We start from the raw sequence: 19,166 nt of genomic DNA, 5'->3' as shown, positions 1-19,166 counted from the left end.
TTTGCAGGTTGTGTGCCACTACTGCGCAAACCCCGCCGAATCAGGCTTTCGGCGGGATTTGCAGGCACGCCCGGCAGGGGACACCGGGATTGCGACGTCACATTTCGCGATTGCTGTCTAACTCTGAGACAGGGCCCGTGAGACACCCTGCGAAGCAGTATGGTCCGGCTTGCGCAAAGCGCCGCCCGCCGGCAGCAACAAGGCGCCGAACAGCATGGTCAGCAGGCCGATCCAGACCAGCGAGAGGAACGGGAAGCGGCGTACCACCACGACGCTCTCGATATCGTCGCCGGGCTGCTTGAGCAGACGAGCGGAAGCCGGCACCCAGATCTGCAGATCACCACTCCAGCCGCGGACGATGAACGGATGCAGCACGTAGCCGCGATCCGAGGCGAAGCGCGCGTAGTGATAGTCGAGGATTTCGCAGAGCTGGCGCACCGGCCCCTGGTAGGCCGGCGGGTTGCCCCGGCTGTCCTGGAACAGCGCGTGGCCGGCGAGCGTCCGATCACCGTCACGCAGTTCGACCTTGGCCACCGCGTGGTAGCCGGAGAAATCCGGGCGGCTGGCATCCGGCGAGACGCGCATCTGCATGCCGCCGATCACTGCGTGCCACTGCTCGAAGGACGTGCCCGGCGGGATGCTGATCTGCTGGTAGCTGTTCAGCGCCGTGGCGGCCAGCCCGCCCACCAGCGCGATCACCGCGCCGCCATGTACCAGCGCCAGCCCGCCGCTGTAGCGCAGGTTGCCGAGGCGCCGGCTGCGCCACATCGCCAGTACGCCCCAGAGCAGGCAGCTGAGCATCAGGAAGGCGCCGCCCAGCAGCGCCGCATCCAGCCACGGCAGCACCCGCACGATGTTCTGCGAGAGCATGCCGTCGCCGTTGTAACTGTCGTTCAGCCAGCCGCCGTGCCAGCCGGTCCAGAGCATCACGGCCGCCATCAGCACAGTCGCCAGCAGTGCCAGTCGTGGCCGTCCGCAACGGCGCAGGAAGCTGTAGCCGCCCATCAGGCCGAGCGCCGCCAGCAGCGGCACGACCCAGTGCGCCAGGCCGTAGCCGTTGACGTCCCACTGGTCGAAGGCGCGGCGCAGGCTGTCCATCTCGGCGGTGGTAGCCCAGGCGGTCAGGGTCTCGAAGAACGGCTTCAACTCGCTCGGCCGCTCCATCCCCAGCCACTCGTAGAGGTGCGCCTGGAGCAGCGCGCCGAGGGCCAGCAGGCCGGTGCCGGCGAACAGGTAGATGGCCACGTCCAGGGTCCAGTCCGACGCCCCGCGCCGCCGCCCTGCCCGCTTGCGCGACCGCCACCCGGCCAGCAGGTGGAAAGCCGCGAGGGCCAGCAGGATCGCCGCCAGCGCCAGGTGGCTGAGCCAGGAGGTGGTGCCGATGTAGCGGTGCGAACTGGCGAGCACCGTGCTGCGGGTCACCGCCATGGCGCCGCAGGCCATGGCCGCCGCCAGCAGGCTGAGCACTGGCAACGACCGTGCGTAGGACCCGTCCGCGCGCCAGCGGCGGGCACCGTGCAGCACCGCGCCGAGCAGCGCCCAGATGATGAAGGCCGAGGTCTGGACCGGGTCCCAGTGCCACAACTGGCCGTAGGTGAAGTCCTCCATGGCCCAGGCCATGCCGACACCGATACCGGCGCTGAGGATCAGCCAGGCGCGGCGGCTGTAGCGCGGCATCACCCAGGCGTAGGCGTGCCCTCCCCAGCCCAGCGCTTCCAGCGCGGCACCGGCCGGCGCCAGCACCCAGGCATAGGCGCAGAGGATCAGCGGCGCATGCAGGGACATCCAGAAGGTCTGCAGGTGGGCGTTCATGCCCTGGCTTGGCTGCGCCGCCAGCCAGTCCGCCGGCGTCGCACTGAACGGCCCGAGCCAGGCGGCGGTGGCGACGTACCAGGCGGCGATCAGCGCCATACCGCGCCCCGCCCAGCCGGGCAGCGCCGAACTTTTCAGGGCGATGGCCATGCAGAAGGTCGCCAGCAGCAGCACCGTGCCCTCGTCGCCGCCCCAGAGGTTGGAGAACTTCAGGTAGGCCGGCAGCGCCGCGCTGCTGTAGAGCCAGGCGTAGCGCAACTGGAAGTGGTCGGCCACCAGATGCAGCCCCAGCGCCAGGCAGGCGCCGCACAGCGCACCGAGGGCAACCGGCCACGTCAGCCCGCGCCACTCCTGGCGGATGGCTCCCAGGGCAATCAGCGCCGCCAGGGCCCAGAGCAGCCCATTGCCCACGCCGGGCAGCAGCCACAACAACAGGCAGGTCAGCGTGGCAGCCAGCGGCCCCGCAATCCACGGCAACGACAGGTGCATCCTCTTCAAGCCAGGCCTCCTTGTGCAGCGCCGATGTGGCGCTGGGCGAAACCCGGAGCGCTTCACGTTGCGTGCCAGCCGGAAAAGTCCTTGCGAAACAGCAGCCTGCGCGCGTTCCAAGCCCCTCTGCGCGTGGCAGATCGCGACAGCTGTAGCAGTCTGAGACAGCCCTGACCGTTATAGACGATGGTCTAATTGCGCGTCTTTCCCTCAGGAAAAATCCCGTCATCGAGGCGCCAGCCAGACGCCTCGCGTCATCCGGCCTGTCCGGAACAGGCGCCGATCCGCGCCAGCCGGGGCTTTGCCGGGTGGCGCGGGTGGCCAGACGCGTGAGAACGATTATGCTTTCAGATGACCTTGCGCCATCCGCAGGGCCACCTGACTTCACGCATCGCGCAATCCGTACGACCTGTCATCAGCCCTGGGCTCGAGTGCGGTAACGGAAAATCGAGGGACTCCGGCCCAAAACAACAACAAGACGGAGACGAACATGGCGCAGACATACAGCCCGGCCGCGGGCAACGCTCCTCACAGCGGAATTACCAAGGAGGAGCGCAAGGTCATCTTTGCCTCCTCCCTGGGTACGGTGTTCGAGTGGTACGACTTCTACCTCTACGGCTCCCTGGCGGCGATCATCGCCAAGCACTTCTTCGCCGGGGTCAATGAAACCACCGCCTTCATCTTCGCCCTGCTGGCCTTCGCCGCCGGCTTCGCGGTGCGGCCCTTCGGCGCCATCGTGTTCGGCCGCCTGGGCGACATGATCGGGCGCAAGCACACCTTCCTCATCACCATCATCATCATGGGTATCTCCACCGCCGTGGTCGGCCTGCTGCCCGCCTACGCCACCATCGGTGTGGCCGCGCCGATCATCCTGATCACCCTGCGGTTGCTGCAGGGCCTGGCGCTGGGCGGCGAGTACGGCGGCGCGGCGACCTACGTCGCCGAGCATGCGCCCAAGGGCAAGCGCGGCTTCTTCACCTCGTGGATCCAGACCACCGCGACGCTGGGCCTGTTCCTCTCGCTGCTGGTGATCATGGCCTGCCGCACCGTGCTGGGGAACGAGGCGTTCGAGGCCTGGGGCTGGCGGATTCCGTTCCTGCTGTCGATCCTGCTGCTGATCATCTCGGTGTACATCCGCCTGCAGCTCTCCGAGTCGCCGGTGTTCCTGAAGATGAAGGAGGAAGGCAAGGCATCCAAGGCGCCGCTGACCGAATCCTTCGGCCGCTGGGAGAACCTCAAGGTGGTGATCATGTCGCTGCTCGGCGGCACCGCCGGGCAGGCCGTGGTCTGGTACACCGGGCAGTTCTACGCGCTGTTCTTCCTGCTGCAGACGCTGAAGATCGACGCGCAGACCGCCAACCTGCTGATCGCCGGCTCCCTGCTGCTGGGCACGCCGTTCTTCGTGTTCTTCGGCAGCCTGTCCGACCGCATCGGCCGCAAGAAGATCATCATGGCCGGCTGCATCCTCGCCGCGCTGACCTACTTCCCGATCTTCCACGGCCTGACCCAGTTCGGTAACCCGGACGTGTTCGCCGCCCAGGAGAAGAACCCGGTCACCGTGGTGGCTGACCCGAACGCCTGCTCCTTCCAGTTCGACCCGGTGGGCAAGGCGAAATTCGTCAGCTCCTGCGATATGGCCAAGAGCCTGCTGGCCAAGCGCGCCATCCCCTACGAGAACATCAAGGCCGAGACCGGCGCGATGGCCCAGGTGCACATCGGCGACAAGGTCATCGCCAGCTTCGAAGGGGCCGGCATGCCGGCGGCGGAGTTCAAGGTGCAGTCCGAAGTCTTCACCGCGCAGCTCGCCGCCTCGCTCAAGGAAGCCGGCTACCCGGAGAAGGCCGACCCGGCGAAGATCAACCACCTGATGATGCTGGTGCTGCTGACCATCCTGGTGATCTACGTGACCATGGTCTACGGGCCGATTGCGGCGTGGCTGGTGGAGCTGTTCCCGACGCGCATCCGCTACACCTCCATGTCACTGCCCTACCACATCGGCAACGGCTGGTTCGGCGGCTTCCTGCCCACCGTCGCCTTCGCCATGGTGGCCGCCACCGGGGACATCTACTACGGCCTCTGGTACCCCATCGTCATCGCCGTGATGACGGCCATTCTTGGCATCTTCTTCCTGCCGGAAACCAAGGACCGGGATATCACCAACACCTGAGCCCTGCGTCTCAGCCGCTGTCGCACAATGCGACAGCGGCTTTTCTCCCGCCCGCCAAAATTCCCTACTAAATCCTTTTGATTCAATAAGTTATAACAACATGCCAGCCTTGGCACAGCCGTTGCGATGCTCCGCCTCAGCGACTCCCAGACCGGGAGCACGAACAGACAACAAGAGGCCACCGCAATGCTCGCTTCCCTGCCCATCAAGCCCGAATCCCGCGCCTTTCTGCAGCGCGCCCCGAAGATGCTGATCGGTGCCGACTGGACCTCCGCCAGCGACGGCGCCCTGATGGACCTGCGCAATCCGGCCACCGGCGAAGTGCTCTGCCAGGTGCCGGCCGGCACCGCCGCCGACGTCGACCGCGCCGTGCGCGCCGCGCGCCAGGCCTTCGATGACTCGGCCTGGAGCCGCACCCGCCCGCGCGAACGGCAGAACCTGCTGTGGAAACTCGCCGACCTGATGGAGCGCGACGCCGACCTGCTGGCCGAGCTGGAATGCCTGAACAACGGCAAGAGCGCCGCTGTCGCCCGCGTGATGGACGTGCAACTGGCCATCGACTTCCTGCGCTACATGGCCGGCTACGCCACCAAGATCGAAGGCACCACGGTCGACGTGTCCATGCCGCTGATGCCCGACGGCGAATTCCACGGCTACATCCGCCGCGAAGCCGTCGGCGTGGTGGGCGCCATCGTCGCCTGGAACTTCCCCCTCCTGCTGGCCTGCTGGAAGCTCGGCCCGGCGCTGGCCACCGGTTGCAGCGTGGTGCTCAAGCCGGCCGACGAAACCCCGCTGTCGGCACTGAAACTCGCCGAGCTGGTCCTGGAAGCGGGCTACCCGGCGGGCGTATTCAACGTCGTCACTGGCGCCGGCATCACCGCAGGCGCCGCCCTCTCCCACCACCCGCTGGTGGACAAGCTGACCTTCACCGGCTCGACCCCAGTCGGCAAGGAAATCGGCAAGGCGGCCATGGACAACATGACCCGCGTGACCCTGGAGCTGGGCGGCAAGTCGCCGACCATCGTCATGGCCGACGCCGACCTCGCCACCGCCGCCGCCGGTGCCGCCCAGGCGATCTTCTTCAACCAGGGCCAGGTCTGCTGCGCCGGCTCGCGCCTGTATGTACAGCGCAAGCACTTCGACAATGTCATCGCCGACATCTCCGGCATCGCCAACGGCATGAAGCTGGGCAACGGCCTGGACCCGAGCATCGACATGGGCCCGCTGATCTCCGCCAAGCAGCAGAAGCGCGTGTTCGACTACATCGAGCTGGGTCGCGACAAGGGCGCCACCATCGCCTGCGGCGGCGAGCAGTTCGGCCCCGGCTACTTCGTCAAACCCACGGTGATCGTCGACGTCGACCAGAAGAATCCGCTGGTGCAGGAGGAAATCTTCGGCCCGGTGCTGGTCGCCATGCCCTTCGACGACATCGAGGACGCCCTGCGCCTGGCCAACGACAGCCCCTACGGCCTGGGCGCGAGCATCTGGTCCAACGACCTGGCGGCGGTGCACCGCATGGTGCCACGCATCAAGTCCGGCTCGGTGTGGGTCAACTGCCACAGCGCGCTGGACCCGGCGCTGCCCTTCGGCGGCTTCAAGATGTCGGGCGTCGGCCGCGAGATGGGCGCCGCCGCCATCGAGCACTACACCGAGCTGAAGTCGGTGCTGATCCGCCTGTAACGCTGCGCTTGTCTACCTCGCCCGCGCGGTCCCCCTGCGCGGGTCTTGCATCCCCCGGTCGCGGCAGCGCACGGGGGATTTTTTTGCCCGGCTCAATCCCGATCCGGCGCCCCCAGCGGGAATAGCGGCCGGTGCGGCCGCGCCTCCTCCACCGCGCGGGCGAAAGATGGGCGCGCCAGCAAACGGGAACGGTAGGCACGCAGCGTCGGATACTGGTCGCCAATGGGATGGGTCCAGTCCGCATAGAATAGCGACGGTGCGGCCGCGCAGTCGGCGAGACTGAAGCTCTCCCCCGCCGCCCAGGTACGCCCGGCGAGTTCCTCCTCCAGCCAGGCGTAGGCCAGTTCGAGCTTGCTCACCGCATGGGCCAGGCCTTCCGCGCGCTTGCCCGCCTCGCCGCTCATGGCGCCGAGGACGGCATGCTGCACCGGGGTCATCACGTGCCAATCGAAGAAGCGGTCGAGGAAGCGTACGTCCAGCGCCTTCAGCGGGTCGTCCGGCAGCAGGCGCACCGGGCCGGGATGCTTCAGGTGCAGGTACTCGATGACGATGCTGGTCTCGGCGACGCTGTGCTCGCCGTCCAGCAGCACCGGGAACTTCGCCAGCGGCCACAGGCGCAGCCAGTGCGCACCGTTCTCCGGCTGATCCGGGCCGAGGCCGCGGAACTCGAAGCGTGTGGCGTTCTCGTAGAGGGCGATCAGGACCTTCTGCGTGTAGGAGGAAAACGGATGGCCGAACAGGATGAGGGACATGGCGGGATCACCTGAGGCAGACGAAAGTACTCAGCCTAGACCCGAATGCCGGCGGGCGAAGCGGGCATGACCGCCGATCCGATGAGGCCACCGTGCAAAGCCTTCCACTACGCATGGAACCTCCGTCCCAGAGCGGCCTATCGCCACCATACCAGCCGCCGCCCATGTCGTTTTTGGTCATGCCCACGGCGATTTCGAGCAACTCGCCGTCCACCCGGTGCCTTAGCTTGAGCCCCGCGTGAAGCGCATTGCCGCACCCGGCCACGCGTCGCCGCGCCCTACATAACAATTTCAATAAAAGGCCGACAGATGAGTGCTCCCAGTGCAAAAGGCGCCAATGGCGATCTGGTGCAGGGCTTCAAGCCCCGCCACGTAACCATGCTTTCCATCGCGGGCATCATCGGCGCAGGCTTGTTCGTCGGCTCCGGCCACGCGATTGCCGCCGCCGGTCCCGCCGCCATCGTCGCCTACGCCCTCTCCGGGCTGCTGGTGGTGCTGGTGATGCGCATGCTCGGCGAGATGGCCGTGGCCAGCCCCGATACCGGCTCCTTCTCCGCGTACGCCGACCAGGCCATCGGCCGCTGGGCCGGCTTCACCATCGGCTGGCTGTACTGGTGGTTCTGGGTGCTGGTCATTCCCATCGAGGCCATCGCCGCCGGGGTTATCCTCAACAACTGGTTCCCACAGGTCGAGACCTGGGTATTCGCGCTGTCGATGACGCTGCTGCTCACCGTCACCAACCTGTTCAGTGTCGCCAAGTACGGCGAGTTCGAATTCTGGTTCGCCATGCTCAAGGTGGTCGCCATCGTCGCCTTCATCGGCCTTGGCGCGGCCGCGCTGTTCGGCCTGCTGCCGGGGCGCGAGGTAAGCGGCCTGACCAAGCTGATGGGCGAGCACGGCGGCTTCATGCCCAACGGCTGGACGGCCATCTTCAGCGCGCTGATCACCACCCTGTTCAGCTTCATCGGCACCGAGGCGGTGACCATCGCCGCCGCCGAATCCAGCGACCCCAGCCGCAACATCGCCAAGGCTACGCGCTCGGTGATCTGGCGCATCAGCGTGTTCTACCTGCTGTCGATCCTGGTGATCATCTCGGTGGTGCCATGGAACGACCCGCGCCTGGTGGAGATCGGTTCCTACCAGCGCACCCTGGAACTGCTGCACATCCCCAACGCGCAACTGCTGATGGACCTGGTGGTGCTGGTCGCCGTGGCCAGTTGCCTGAACTCCTCGGTATACATCGCCTCGCGGATGATCTATTCCCTGAGTCGGCGAAACGACGCGCCGGCCTTCATCCAGCGCACCTCCGCCGCCGGCGTGCCGCGCGCGGCGGTGATCGCCAGCACGCTGATCGGCATGTTCACCACCCTGCTCAACTTTTTTGCACCTGGAAGACTCTTCGAATTCCTGCTGGCCAGCTCCGGCTCCATCGCCCTGCTCGTCTACCTCGCCATCGCCGTGTCGCAGCTGCGCATGCGCGGCATCCTGCGCCGACGCAACCACGAGCTGGTGTTCCGCATGTGGCTGTTTCCCTGGCTGACCTGGCTGGTGATCGGGATCATCAGCTTCATCCTCGCGGTGATGTTCATCATGCCGACGCACCGCATCGAGGTGAGTTCAACCCTGGCGCTGACGGTGATCATCATCCTGCTCAGCCAGACCAGCCGGCGCACTTCACCCTCGGGCCAATCCGCCATCGGCCGCCGCGCCGTGCGCGGCTGAGCCGGTCTCCAACCCACGCAGACGAGGTGCCGATTGGTCGAACGCCGCCAGTTCAGTGGGGCCATGCAGGGCCGAAACCTGCGCTACCTCGACGGTGAACCGAAGGAGCCCGGCCGCCTCGCGCGGGTAGGCTTCCTGCTGCTGGAACACTTCTCCCTGCCCGCCTTCACCCAGGCGCTGGACACGCTGGTCACCGCCAACCTGATCCGCACACAGACCTTCGCCACGCAGACCTTCAGCCTCGACGGAGAATCGGTCACCAGCGACCTCGGCCTGGTAATCTGCCCCGGCGCCACGCTGACCTCCGCGCAGCTCGCCGAGCTGGACCTGCTGGTCATCTGCGGTGGCCTGCGCACACCACTGCGCGCGATCCCCGAACTGACGCGCCTACTTCAGACGGCCGCCGACAAGGGCATCGCCCTCGCCGGCCTGTGGAACGGTGCCTGGTTCCTCGGCCAGGCCGGCCTGCTCGACGGCTACCGTTGCGCCATCCACCCGGAGAACCGCGCGGCGCTGGCGGAAATCGCCCGGCACAGCGAGGTCACCAGCGAGAGCTATCAGGCCGACCGCGACCGCCTCACCGCCCCCAGCCCCACGGGTGCCTTCAACCTGGTGCTGGAGTGGATCAACGCCCGCCACGGCCGCGAACTGGTGGACGCCATCGTCGACATCCTCGCCTTTGAGGAATCACGCTTCCGCCGCACCCGCCCGGCATTGCACGAAAAGCTCAGCGAGCCGCTGCGCGAGGCGATCAACCTGATGAGTGCGAACATCGAAGAGCCGCTGAACCAGGACCAGCTGTCGAGCTACGTCGGGCGTTCCAAGCGGCAGATCGAGCGACTGTTCCAGGAGCAGCTCGGAACCACGCCGGTGCGCTATTACCTGGAGCTGCGCATCACCGAAAGTCGCCGCCTGCTGCAACATTCCAGCCTGCCGATGTACGAGGTCGGCCTGGCCTGCGGCTTCGTCTCGCCCAGTCATTTCAGCAAGTGCTACACGTCGTTCTATGGCTACTCGCCTTCGAAGGAAGCTCGCTTTGGCTGCGTGAAGGCACAGCGAACCGTGTAGGACGGGCGGGGACGCATGGTCCATGCCCATGATCGCTCCCCATGAGTGCTCCTAGAGGGTGGCATCGGAATTTCCGGCCAGGTAGCGAAGCGTCTGAAACGCCGGCCCTGCCGGCGGATCGCGGGCATGGCCCGCTCCTACAGGGGAGCGCCAGTGCCACCGGTGAATACCAGGCTGGCTCGCTAGCCCCCAAAGCATCGGACCATCGACAACGAGGCCCACACACTTTTCAGCCATAAAAAAACCGCGCCCCAGGCGCGGTTCTTTATCCGGCAGCCGATCAGGCCAGCGGCGGCGTGCTCGGCGGCACCAGACGCTTGGAGCCGGTGGCCTCGAAGGCGGCAGCGAAGCGCAGCAGCGCGGAGTCGTCATAGGCGCGACCGGCGAAGGTCAGGCCCACCGGCATGCCGATGTCGGCCATCACGCCCATCGGCACGGTGACGGTCGGCACGCCCAGGTGACGGATCGCCAGGTTGCCGTTGGCGACCCAGATGCCGTTGCTCCAGGCGATGTCAGCCGATTCCGGGTTGACGTCGGCGTCCGCCGGGCCGACGTCGGCCACGGTGGGGAACAGCACGGCGTCGAGCTTCAGGCCGTCCATCCAGTCCTCCAGGTCGAGCTTGCGGGTCTTCTCCAGGCCGCGCAGGCCGTCGGGCAGGGACTCGATCTGGTCCCAGGTCTTCAGGCCGCGCTTGGCCATGTTGACGTACTCGTCCATGCCGGCGACCAGGTCGTCCTCACGGTTCGGCAGCGTGCCCGGGTCGTGCGGGAAGATCTGCGGGCCATCGACGTCGGCCAGCTTGTTCAGCTTGGGGTCGCCGTTGGCGCGGAGGAAATCGTCAAAGCCCCAGCCGGACAGCTCCCACAGTTCGTCATGCATGAACTGCTCGGTGACGAAGCCACGGTTGAACACGGTCGGCGCGCCAGGACGGTCGCCCTCGCAGTTGGAAACCAGCGGGAAGTCCACTTCGACGACTTCGGCGCCGGCGGCTTCCAGGGCCTTGCGGGCCTGTTCCCAGAGATCGATGACCGAAGCGCGGGTGTTGATGCGCTGGCCGGTCGGGCCGCCGATGCCGGGCTTCTCGCTGGTGCCGGCCAGTTCGTCCTTGTTGATGAACATGCGCGGCACGCCCAGGCGCTTGCCCTTGAGGGCTTCAGGGCCGGCGGCGAGGTCCAGGTAGGAAGACGGGCGTACTTCGGAAACAGCGGGGATCGGCACCCACGGCTGCAGGCGCCACAGGTCGCCGCGCTTGTCGGTGTCTTCGGCGACGACCACGTCGAGCACTTCCAGCAGGTCGGCCATGGTGCGCGCATAGGGCACGACCACGTCCATGGTCGGAGTCAACGGCCAGTTGCCGCGCACCGAGATCACACCACGGGACGGGGTGTAGGCGCACAGGCCGTTGTTCGAGGCCGGGCCACGACCGCTGGACCAGGTTTCTTCCGCCAGGCCGAAGGCCGAGAAACTCGCGGCGGTCGCGGTGCCGGCACCGTTGGAGGAGCCGGAGGCGAAGGGCGCGGTGAGGAATTTGCAGTTGTACGGGCTTTCCGCACGGCCATAAACGCCGCGCTGCATGCCACCGTTGGCCATGGGCGGCATGTTGGTCTTGCCCAGGCAGATGGCGCCGCCGGCGCGCAGGCGCTCGACGGTGAAGGCATCGCGATAGGCGACCAGGTCCTTGAAGGCCGGGCTGCCGGAGGCGGCGGTCAGGCCCTTGACCAGGTAGCTGTCCTTGGCGGTGTAGGGGATGCCGTCCAGCGGGCCGAGGGTCTCGCCACGGGCGCGACGGGCGTCGGAGGCTTCCGCTTCCTTCAGGGCCTCGGTGTTGCGCACGACCACGGCATTGAGCCTGGTCGGGCCATCGTAGGCATCGATGCGCGCAAGGTAAGCCTTGACCAGTTCGACCGCGGTGGTGCGGCCCGACTCCAGGGCTTCACGCAGCTGCGCAATGGAAACTTCGGTTACCTCGATCATGCTGTCACCGTCGGCTGAAGGGTGGTGGGAAGGGGCAGGTCTGCGTCGCGACGGACCCAGACGGCGCAAGTCGGAAAATGCGTGTTCATCTCGATTCTCTTGTACTTCTGTTACGCGACGGGAGTGAGTGTACCGTCGGCCGGCGGCAGGGTTCAGCGCCCGGCGGACAAACCGAATGCGCATCGACAGGCTGTGAAAGGCGAATACAGCCGCCAGGGCGCACACACTGGCATGCCCGATCAGAATACACAACAGACGTAAATTAAAAAAAACGCCCGCCGAGTGGGGGAACTCGCCGGGCGATAGTCGGGCGCTGGGGGGAGCGCCCCTGGAGAGTGAATCAGCGACAGCCCGAAGGCAGACACTGACGCAGGCTATTCGCCGCCTGCCGGCGCTGTGCGGGTCGCTGGGGGGAGCGACCCGCTCGAAGAGGATTCAACTGTGCTGCGAGCACTGGTAGGCGGCATCCAGCAGCTCGCCCTTGTCCTGCCAGGCGCTGCGCTGGTAGGCGCTGAAGTGGTTGCCGCCGGCTATCGGGGTCACCTGGACGATGCCACTGGCCTGCAGCGGATCGGCGCTACCGGTGAGCAACTGGCGGGTGGCGCCACTGTCGCTGACGAAGGTGGCGGTGCCGGGAGTGAGCCGGCCGTCGACACAGCTCAGGTAGACATTACTGTCCTGGGCGGTGGTGCCGCGCAGGCTGTCCCAACTCAGCTGGGTTTCGGAGGTTGCGGCGCAGCCGGCCAGACTGGCCACGGCCAGCAGCAGCGGGCCGAGGGCGATGCGGGCAGCCAGGCGATTGGGTGTGGGGCGCGGAGTGTTCATCGGTTCTGTCCCTTGCTCGGTTCAACAAGCTCTTGGGACAGATAGTCAGCTGCGCCCGGCCGGCGCACCACTCGATTGCATCGATAGTGAAGCTCGACGCCGTCGATGGTTGCGCGGGTCGGCGCACCGCTGCGCAGGAAGTTCGAACCCTCCCCGCCCTGCCGGGTCGCAACTCAGGAAGGCCCTGCTTTGATGACCCGGAGGACACGCCATGAGCTACGACTGGGACCTGATCGAACGCCTGCTGCTGCGCGCCCAGGAATGCGCCGACCAACCCTACAAGGCCCGCGAGTGCGGCGAGGAAGTGGCCGAGCAGCACCGGCTGCAGGGCGAGCCGGTGGACGGCAGCGTCGAGCACCTGAAGAAGGTCGCCGGCGACCTGGAAGGCGATCTGTTCGCCAATGGCTACATCCAGGAACGCCCGCGCGAGCACGGTGGCACCGGCAACAATTTCGAGCTGACTGAACGCGGCACCGAGTTGCTGACGCTGATCAGCCGCGGCTTCCCGGACCACCTGGTGTTCCGCCAATTGCTCGACGAACAGGGCGAAGCCGCGTTGCTGCCGGAAACCTTCGACCTGCTGGCCGAGCGCGCCACCCGTGATCGGGTGAACGACTGTCCCGAGCGTTGAGGCCTCAGGCTGCGGGCAATTCCATCACCATCTCGTGCCACGCCATGCCGCCGTGGTCGGACGCCGACGGCTTCACGTAGCGGTAGCCGAAGCGCTCGTAGAGCGGCACGTGGCGGTCCTTGCACATCAGGTGGATGGTGCGCTTGCACAGGCCGCTCATGCGCTCGATGAAGGTGCGCATCAGCCGCGTCGAGTACCCCTTGCCCTGCTGCGCCGGGTCGATCACCACCGACATGATCACCACGTTGGGCGCCGCCGCATCGTGGCCGATGAGTTCCTTGAACTCCTCGTCGGACATCACCACCTCGAACGCGCAGCCGCTGTTGATGAAGCCGATGATCTCGCCGCCCAATTCCATGATCAGGAAGCCTTCGGGATACTGCGCGATGCGCGTGGCGATCTTTTCCCGGGTGGCGGCCTCGTCGCCTTCATAGGCGCAGGTTTCGATCTCGAAGCAGCGGTCGGTGTCCGCCAGAGTGGCGGTGCGGAAAGTCGGTTGGCTCATGGTGATGTTCCGGTGGATCAGGTGGATCGGAGACAGCAGGATAATGAAAGCGCAGAATGCACGTACTGCATTTTCTTCACCGGATACTGAACATCGTGCACGCCAACCTGCGCCGCCTCGACCTCAATCTGTTGCTGGTGTTCGACGCCCTGTTCCGCCAGCGCAGCGTAGTGGCCGCCGCCGACGAGCTGGCCATGAGCCCGTCGGCCTGCAGCCATGCCCTGGGCCGCCTGCGCGATACGCTGGGCGATGAGCTGTTCGTCCGTGCTGGCAGTGCCATGCAGCCTACCGCTCAGGCCGAGCTGATGGCCGAAGGTATTGGCGAGGCCCTGGCGCTGCTCGCCGAGCGGCTATCCAGCGCCGCACCGTTCGACCCGGTCAGCACCACGCAGACCTTCGTCTTCGCCGCCACCGACTACACCAGCTTCACCCTGCTGCCGCGGCTGATCTCGCAGACCGAAAAGCTCGCTCCGCACCTGCGTATCAAGGTGGTCTACGCCACGCAGCAGGACTCCCTCGACGACCTGCGCGAAGGCCGCGTGCACTTCGCCCTGGGCGTTCTCCACGAGCGAGCCGAAGACGATGCCCTGGAAGCCATCGACTGCTTCAGCGACGACTACGTGGTGGTCGCACGCAAGGGGCACTCGCGGATCAGCGGCGAGCTTTCACTGCAGCAATACCTCGCCGAGCGGCATGTGGTGGTGCTGCCCTGGAGCGACGCCGTCGGCGTGATCGACACCGCCCTGGCGCGCCAGGGCATCCAGCGCGACGTGGCGGTGCAACTGCCCAGCCTGCTGGCCGCGCCGAGCCTGGTCGCCGTCTCCGACTACCTGCTCACAGTGCCCCGCCGCGTGGCGCAACAGCTCAATGCCGACGGTGCACTCGTGTTGTACCCGGCGCCCATCGAGCTGCCGCGCTACAGCCTGCGCATCCTCTACCACCCGCGCCATGCGAGCCGCCCGGCGCACCGCTGGCTGCGCGAGCAGATGCTGCGGGCGCTGGGCGACACCTAGCGGCCTTCCGGCAGCCTGGCGATCACCTTGATCTCGAAGTCGAAGCCATACAGCCAGGTCACGCCCACCGCCGTCGCCGTCGGATAGGGCGCCGAACCCCAGTAGTCGGCGGCGACCTGCCAGGCACGCTCGAAGTTCGCCTGCGGATCGACCATGAATACCGTCACGTCGATCACGTCCTCGAAGCTGCAGCCGGCGGCGGCGAGTATCGCGTTGAGGTTGTCGAAGGCCCGGCGCACCTGGGCTTCCAGCTCCGGTTCGGGCGAGCCGTCCTCGCGGCTGCCGACCTGGCCGGAGACGAACAGCAGGCCGTTACTGCGGATCGCCGGGGAATAGCGGTTGCGTTCATAGAGGGCCTGGCGGCCAGCGGGGAAAACCACGTCGCGAGTAGTCATGGACTTGCTCCATCAGAGGGGGCCACAGCCCCGGTTTCAATGACGGAGTCAGGTTAGGGCGCAGCGCACCGGCGATAATCGGGCAATACGGGTCAGCATTGTTTGTAGAATCCAAACAATCAGCCCTGGGACAGCCCCTTTCACCAGCCAGCCGGAGCCACCATGGACCGTTTCGATGCGATGCAAGCCTTCGCCCGCGTGGTGGAAACCGGCAGCTTCACCAAAGCCGCCGACACCCTGCACATGAGCCGCACCAGCGTGACCCAGCTGATCCAGCAACTGGAGGCGCGGCTGCGTGTGCGCCTGCTCAACCGCACCACGCGCAAGCTCAACCTCACCGCCGATGGCTCTGCGTACTACGAGCGCGTGGTACGCCTGCTGGCGGACATGGACGATGCCGAGACCAGTCTCTCCAGCGCTGCCGCCCTACCGCGCGGGCGTCTGCGGGTGGACGTCCCCAGCCCGCTGGCGCGCCTGCTGCTGATCCCTGCGCTGCCCGACTTCCACGAGCGCTATCCGGACATCCAGATCGACCTGGGCGTCAGCGACCGCATGGTCGACCTGATCGACGAGAACGTCGACTGCGTGGTGCGCGGCGGCGAGCTCACCGACCAGTCGTTGATGGCGCGCAAGGTCGGCGACCTGCCGCTGGGCGTCTTCGCAGCTCCCGCCTACCTGCAACGCGCCGGTGTGCCTCGGCACCCGAGCGAGCTGGAAAACAGCCAGCAACGCATCGTCGGCTACCTCTGGGCGCGCACCGGCAAGCCGCTTTCCTATGCCCTGCAGAAGGACGGTGAGAGCGTGCAGGTCCACGGTCGCCCGGTACTCACGGTGGACGATGGCAACGCCTACCTGGCCGCCGGGATCGCCGGCATGGGCGTGCTCTGGTTGCCGCGTTACATGGCGCTGGATGCCCTGGCGCGCGGCGAGCTGGTGGAACTGTTCGGCGACTGGAACATGGAGAGCATGCCGCTGTACCTGGCCTTCCCGCCCAATCGCCACGTCAGCGCCAAGCTGCGGGTGTTCATCGACTGGGTCGCCGAGCTGATGGCCCGGCATGCACCGGTGGCCCAGCCGCCGCTCTAGCCAGCGCGGCTTCAGCCCAAGCGCATGGAAAGCTCCACATCGTCCGCGAAGGGAACCGACAGGTAGCGCCCGCCCGGCAGGCGAACGTCGGCCAGGTACTCGGGGCAGTAATCGGCGTTGTCCGCGATGATCATCGCGCCGGGGCGCAGGCGGCCTTCCACCAGCGCAAGGATCTCCGGATAGAGCGACTTGGCGCCGTCGAGCAGCAGCAGGTCGATGCGCTCGGGCAGGTCGCGGGCCAGGGTCTGCAGCGCATCGCCCTGGCGGATTTCCACCAGATCGGCCAAGCCGCCGGCCTCCAGGTTGGCTTGCGCCCGCGCTACTTTCGACGGCTCGAACTCGCTGGTGATCAACCGGCCGCCGCCGTTGTCGCGCAGCGCCGCCGCCAGATGCAGGGTGGAGATGCCGAACGAGGTGCCGAACTCGACAATGTTTTTCGCGCCGATGCCGCGCGCCAGCATGTACAGCAGCGCACCGGTTTCCCGCGAGACGGGCAGCGGCTGGTCCTTCAGTTGGCCGTAGAGTTCGCGGTACTGCGTCTTGCTCTGCATCAGGCGGGTCAGCGCGACCTGGTCGAGGTTGGCGAAGGCCGGGCTGGACTGCGGAGATGCCGCGTCGGCCTCCTCGAACAGGTGTTGCAGCAGGGGCGCCACGGGGGCTGAAGTGAGGGTCGTCATGGTGGGTTTCCCGTATGGAATTTGAGTGCGAAAAAGCGCCCGACTAGAATGCGATCTTTTCGTCAGGTTTTACTATTCGCATTGCCGGAGCCCCCCATGAGCGAACGCCGCAGCCCGCGTATTTCCACGCGCAAGGAGCCGAAACAGGCCCGTTCCAACGACCTCGTGACGGCCGTTCTCGACGCCGCTGTTCAGGTTCTGGAGAAGGAAGGTGCCCAGCGCTTCACCACCGCGCGGGTCGCCGAGCGCGCCGGCGTCAGCGTCGGTTCGCTGTACCAGTACTTCCCGAACAAGGCGGCGATCCTGTTCCGCCTGCAGAGCGATGAGTGGCGGCAGACCACCGAGATGCTGCGCGGTCTGCTGGTCGATGAAGGCCAGCCGCCGCTGCAACGCTTGCGCAACCTGGTGCACGCCTTCATCCGCTCCGAGTGCGAGGAAGCGCGCATGCGCATTGCCCTGAGCGATGCCGCCCCGCTCTACCGCGACGCCCCCGAAGCCAGGGAAGCCAAGGCTGCCAGCGAGGGCATCTTCCAGGCGTTCATCGCCGAAGTCCTGCCGCACGCCAGCGATGCACAGCGCACGCTGGCCCGCGAACTGATCACCACGACCCTCGGCTCGGTGGGCAAGCAGTTCTCGGAAAGCCCGCGCAGTGCGGAGGAAATCCAGGCCTTCAGCGAGGCCATGGCAGACATGTTCTGCGCGTACCTGCGAAGCCTCGGCTGCACCGGATAATTGCTATTAAGAATTATTCTTATCAGATATAGTCGCGCACTTCTCCGCCGGCTCACGTCCGGTCGCCCCGCTTCCGGAGTCGCGCCTTGGTTGATGATCTCGATCGCCTGTTCCGCCTCTATCACCGCGAGTTGCGGCAGATGGCCTATCGCCGCTTGGGCGACGCGGAACTGGCAGCCGACCTGACCCAGGACACCTTCGTCCGTTACGCCGGCCTGGGGCGCGAGCAGCGCACGCAGAACATCGTCAACCCGCGCTTCTTCCTGATCCGCGTGCTGCAGAACCTGATCATCGACCTGCGCCGCAGCCGCTCGCGCCAGGGCTGCAGCGCCAGCCTGGAGGACGTGCAGGACGAACTGCTCGATCCGCGCCCCGGCCCGGAGACCCTCCTGCTCCTGCGCCAGCAACTGCAGCTGCTGAAACTGGCGCTGGACGAGCTGCCGGCGAACTGCCGCCAGGCCCTGCTGCTCAATCGCCTCGACGGCCTCGGCCACGCCGCCATCGCCGAACGCCTGGGCGTGTCCTCGAGCATGGTCAGCAAGTACATCATGCGCGCGCTGCGCCACTGCGCGCGCCGCCTCGGTTTGGTGGAGGAAGCATGAGCAGCGCCTCCGCCCGCTTCGACGCCCCACTGCCCGATGCCACCGAGCAGGCTCTGCAGTGGTTGGTGGACCTGCACTCCGGCGAGATCGACGAGCAGGGCTGGGAAAGCTACCGCCAGTGGTGCGAAAGCTCGCCGGAAAACAGCCGCGCCGCACTGATCGCCGAACGCCTTTGGGAAAGCCTCGGCGGCGCACTGGAGCGTCCGCGCGGCTGGCAGCGCCGACGTGCGTTGCTGGGTTTCCTGCTCGCACTGGGCGTCCTCGGCGGCGCTGGCTGGCAGGCCGAGCGCGCCGGCTGGATGGCTGACCAGCGCACCGCCACTGGCGAACGTCGCACACTGCAACTGGCCGATGGCTCGCGCCTCGAACTCGCACCGGGCACCCGCGTGGATATCGACCTGGACGGTCCGCAGCGGACCCTGCGCCTGTACGCCGGTGAACTCTTCGTCCAGGTAGCGCCCGATGCGCGGCACCCTTTCGAGGTCGAGGCGGGCGGCGGCCGCATGCGCGCTCTGGGCACCGCCTTCGATGTCCGCAACGAGGCCGGCAAGGTTCGCCTGGTGGTCACCGAGCATCGTGTCGGCGTCACCCTGCCCGCCTCTCCCGCGCCGCTGACCGCACAGGTCGGCGAAGGACAGACCGTGGACTTCGATGGAGCGCACCTCTCCGCCGTGCGCCCGGTCGACGCCGATGCCGCCACCGCCTGGCGCCGTGATCGCCTGGTGTTCCATGAGCGCCCCCTGGGCGAGGTGCTGGACGAACTGGCGCGCTACCACCACGGCGTACTCTGGACCCGCGATGAGCGCCTGCGCGAACTGCGCGTGACCGGCACTTTCGAGACGGCCGACATCCCCGCGCAACTGGCACTGCTGCAGCGCGCCCTGCCCATCCGCATCCGCCAGCTGCCGTGGCTGACGCTGGTGGAATCGGACGACGCCCGGCGCGAACCATGAAAATTTTTTCGGCGGTCACTGTCGGACTTTTCAACCCCAGCGTCTTTCCCCCTCGAGACTGATTTTCATTCAGCCGATTTCG

Annotated in this window: 17 protein-coding genes; 10 read left to right on the top strand and 7 right to left on the bottom strand. The window is 66.8% G+C overall.

The genetic code is table 11. The features are described 5' to 3' along the window. Positions 1 to 117: 117 nt before the first annotated feature. Positions 118 to 2,301, bottom strand: a complete 2,184-nt coding sequence (gene ccsA, locus ABKS89_RS11810; RefSeq protein ID WP_348589929.1) for a cytochrome c biogenesis protein CcsA — start codon at positions 2,299 to 2,301, stop codon at positions 118 to 120. A 490-nt stretch (positions 2,302 to 2,791) separates the two neighbouring features. On the opposite strand from ccsA, the gene ABKS89_RS11805 reads away from it, so the two are divergent. Both ABKS89_RS11805 and ABKS89_RS11800 read left to right on the top strand, forming a co-directional pair. Then, complete coding sequence (locus ABKS89_RS11805; protein ID WP_138216216.1) at positions 2,792 to 4,468, top strand: MFS transporter; 1,677 nt, start codon at positions 2,792 to 2,794, stop codon at positions 4,466 to 4,468. A 186-nt stretch (positions 4,469 to 4,654) separates the two neighbouring features. Further along, entirely contained in the window at positions 4,655 to 6,148 is a 1,494-nt protein-coding gene (locus ABKS89_RS11800) for an aldehyde dehydrogenase family protein (RefSeq protein ID WP_138216217.1), read from the top strand. 92 nt (positions 6,149 to 6,240) lie between these two features. On the opposite strand, the gene ABKS89_RS11795 is transcribed toward ABKS89_RS11800, so the two are convergent. Further along, the gene (locus ABKS89_RS11795; protein ID WP_348589915.1) at positions 6,241 to 6,900 is read right to left on the bottom strand and encodes a glutathione S-transferase family protein; all 660 of its coding nucleotides are present in this window, start codon (positions 6,898 to 6,900) and stop codon (positions 6,241 to 6,243) included. Positions 6,901 to 7,209: 309 nt separating this feature from the next. Here ABKS89_RS11795 and gabP point away from each other — a divergent pair, with 309 nt between their 5' ends. Beyond that, positions 7,210 to 8,622 (top strand): GABA permease, encoded by a 1,413-nt coding sequence (gene gabP / locus ABKS89_RS11790; protein ID WP_348589913.1) that lies wholly within the window; start codon positions 7,210 to 7,212, stop codon positions 8,620 to 8,622. 63 nt (positions 8,623 to 8,685) lie between these two features. Further along, a complete protein-coding gene (gene souR / locus ABKS89_RS11785; RefSeq protein ID WP_348589928.1) occupies positions 8,686 to 9,690 on the top strand; it encodes a transcriptional regulator SouR in 1,005 nt (334 codons plus the stop codon). A gap of 280 nt (positions 9,691 to 9,970) precedes the next feature. Here the strand turns inward: souR and ABKS89_RS11780 are convergent, their stop codons facing one another. Together ABKS89_RS11780 and ABKS89_RS11775 are read right to left on the bottom strand one after the other, a co-directional pair. Beyond that, entirely contained in the window at positions 9,971 to 11,665 is a 1,695-nt protein-coding gene (locus ABKS89_RS11780) for an amidase (RefSeq protein WP_138216220.1), read from the bottom strand. Positions 11,666 to 12,100: 435 nt separating this feature from the next. Beyond that, positions 12,101 to 12,490 carry a hypothetical protein gene (locus ABKS89_RS11775; RefSeq protein ID WP_348589912.1) on the bottom strand — a complete coding sequence of 130 codons (390 nt, stop codon included), beginning with the start codon at positions 12,488 to 12,490 and terminating at the stop codon, positions 12,101 to 12,103. A 211-nt stretch (positions 12,491 to 12,701) separates the two neighbouring features. On the opposite strand from ABKS89_RS11775, the gene ABKS89_RS11770 reads away from it, so the two are divergent. Beyond that, positions 12,702 to 13,121 (top strand): transcriptional regulator, encoded by a 420-nt coding sequence (locus ABKS89_RS11770; protein ID WP_138216222.1) that lies wholly within the window; start codon positions 12,702 to 12,704, stop codon positions 13,119 to 13,121. 4 nt (positions 13,122 to 13,125) lie between these two features. Here the strand turns inward: ABKS89_RS11770 and ABKS89_RS11765 are convergent, their stop codons facing one another. Next, on the bottom strand, positions 13,126 to 13,626 hold the full coding sequence (locus ABKS89_RS11765; RefSeq protein ID WP_348589911.1) for a GNAT family N-acetyltransferase: 501 nt from the start codon (positions 13,624 to 13,626) through the stop codon (positions 13,126 to 13,128). A gap of 56 nt (positions 13,627 to 13,682) precedes the next feature. On the opposite strand from ABKS89_RS11765, the gene ABKS89_RS11760 reads away from it, so the two are divergent. Next, entirely contained in the window at positions 13,683 to 14,639 is a 957-nt protein-coding gene (locus ABKS89_RS11760; RefSeq protein WP_348589910.1) for a LysR family transcriptional regulator, read from the top strand. On the opposite strand, the gene ABKS89_RS11755 is transcribed toward ABKS89_RS11760, so the two are convergent. Further along, complete coding sequence (locus ABKS89_RS11755; RefSeq protein ID WP_138216225.1) at positions 14,636 to 15,034, bottom strand: RidA family protein; 399 nt, start codon at positions 15,032 to 15,034, stop codon at positions 14,636 to 14,638. The two genes, ABKS89_RS11760 and ABKS89_RS11755, sit on opposite strands and share 4 nt — an antisense overlap. A gap of 162 nt (positions 15,035 to 15,196) precedes the next feature. On the opposite strand from ABKS89_RS11755, the gene ABKS89_RS11750 reads away from it, so the two are divergent. Further along, positions 15,197 to 16,120: a LysR family transcriptional regulator gene (locus ABKS89_RS11750; protein ID WP_348589908.1), complete on the top strand. Its 924-nt coding sequence runs from the start codon at positions 15,197 to 15,199 to the stop codon at positions 16,118 to 16,120. A gap of 11 nt (positions 16,121 to 16,131) precedes the next feature. Here ABKS89_RS11750 and ABKS89_RS11745 read toward each other — a convergent pair whose 3' ends face one another. Beyond that, a complete protein-coding gene (locus tag ABKS89_RS11745) occupies positions 16,132 to 16,797 on the bottom strand; it encodes an O-methyltransferase (protein ID WP_348589906.1) in 666 nt (221 codons plus the stop codon). Between the two features lie 96 nt (positions 16,798 to 16,893). On the opposite strand from ABKS89_RS11745, the gene ABKS89_RS11740 reads away from it, so the two are divergent. The 3 genes from ABKS89_RS11740 to ABKS89_RS11730 all read left to right on the top strand — a co-directional run bounded on the left by ABKS89_RS11740 (position 16,894) and on the right by ABKS89_RS11730 (position 19,084). Further along, positions 16,894 to 17,529: a TetR/AcrR family transcriptional regulator gene (locus tag ABKS89_RS11740; RefSeq protein WP_348589904.1), complete on the top strand. Its 636-nt coding sequence runs from the start codon at positions 16,894 to 16,896 to the stop codon at positions 17,527 to 17,529. Between the two features lie 86 nt (positions 17,530 to 17,615). Beyond that, positions 17,616 to 18,131, top strand: a complete 516-nt coding sequence (locus ABKS89_RS11735) for an RNA polymerase sigma factor (RefSeq protein ID WP_348589902.1) — start codon at positions 17,616 to 17,618, stop codon at positions 18,129 to 18,131. After that, a complete protein-coding gene (locus tag ABKS89_RS11730) occupies positions 18,128 to 19,084 on the top strand; it encodes a FecR family protein (protein ID WP_348589901.1) in 957 nt (318 codons plus the stop codon). Before ABKS89_RS11735 ends, ABKS89_RS11730 begins: the two co-directional genes overlap by 4 nt. Positions 19,085 to 19,166: the final 82 nt, after the last annotated feature.

The organism is Pseudomonas sp. LABIM340, assembly GCF_040017195.2.
In the GTDB taxonomy this organism is placed as follows: Bacteria; Pseudomonadota; Gammaproteobacteria; order Pseudomonadales; family Pseudomonadaceae; genus Pseudomonas.
Note: the sequence above shows the minus strand (reverse complement) of the source record. Positions and strands in the feature narration are given on the sequence as shown.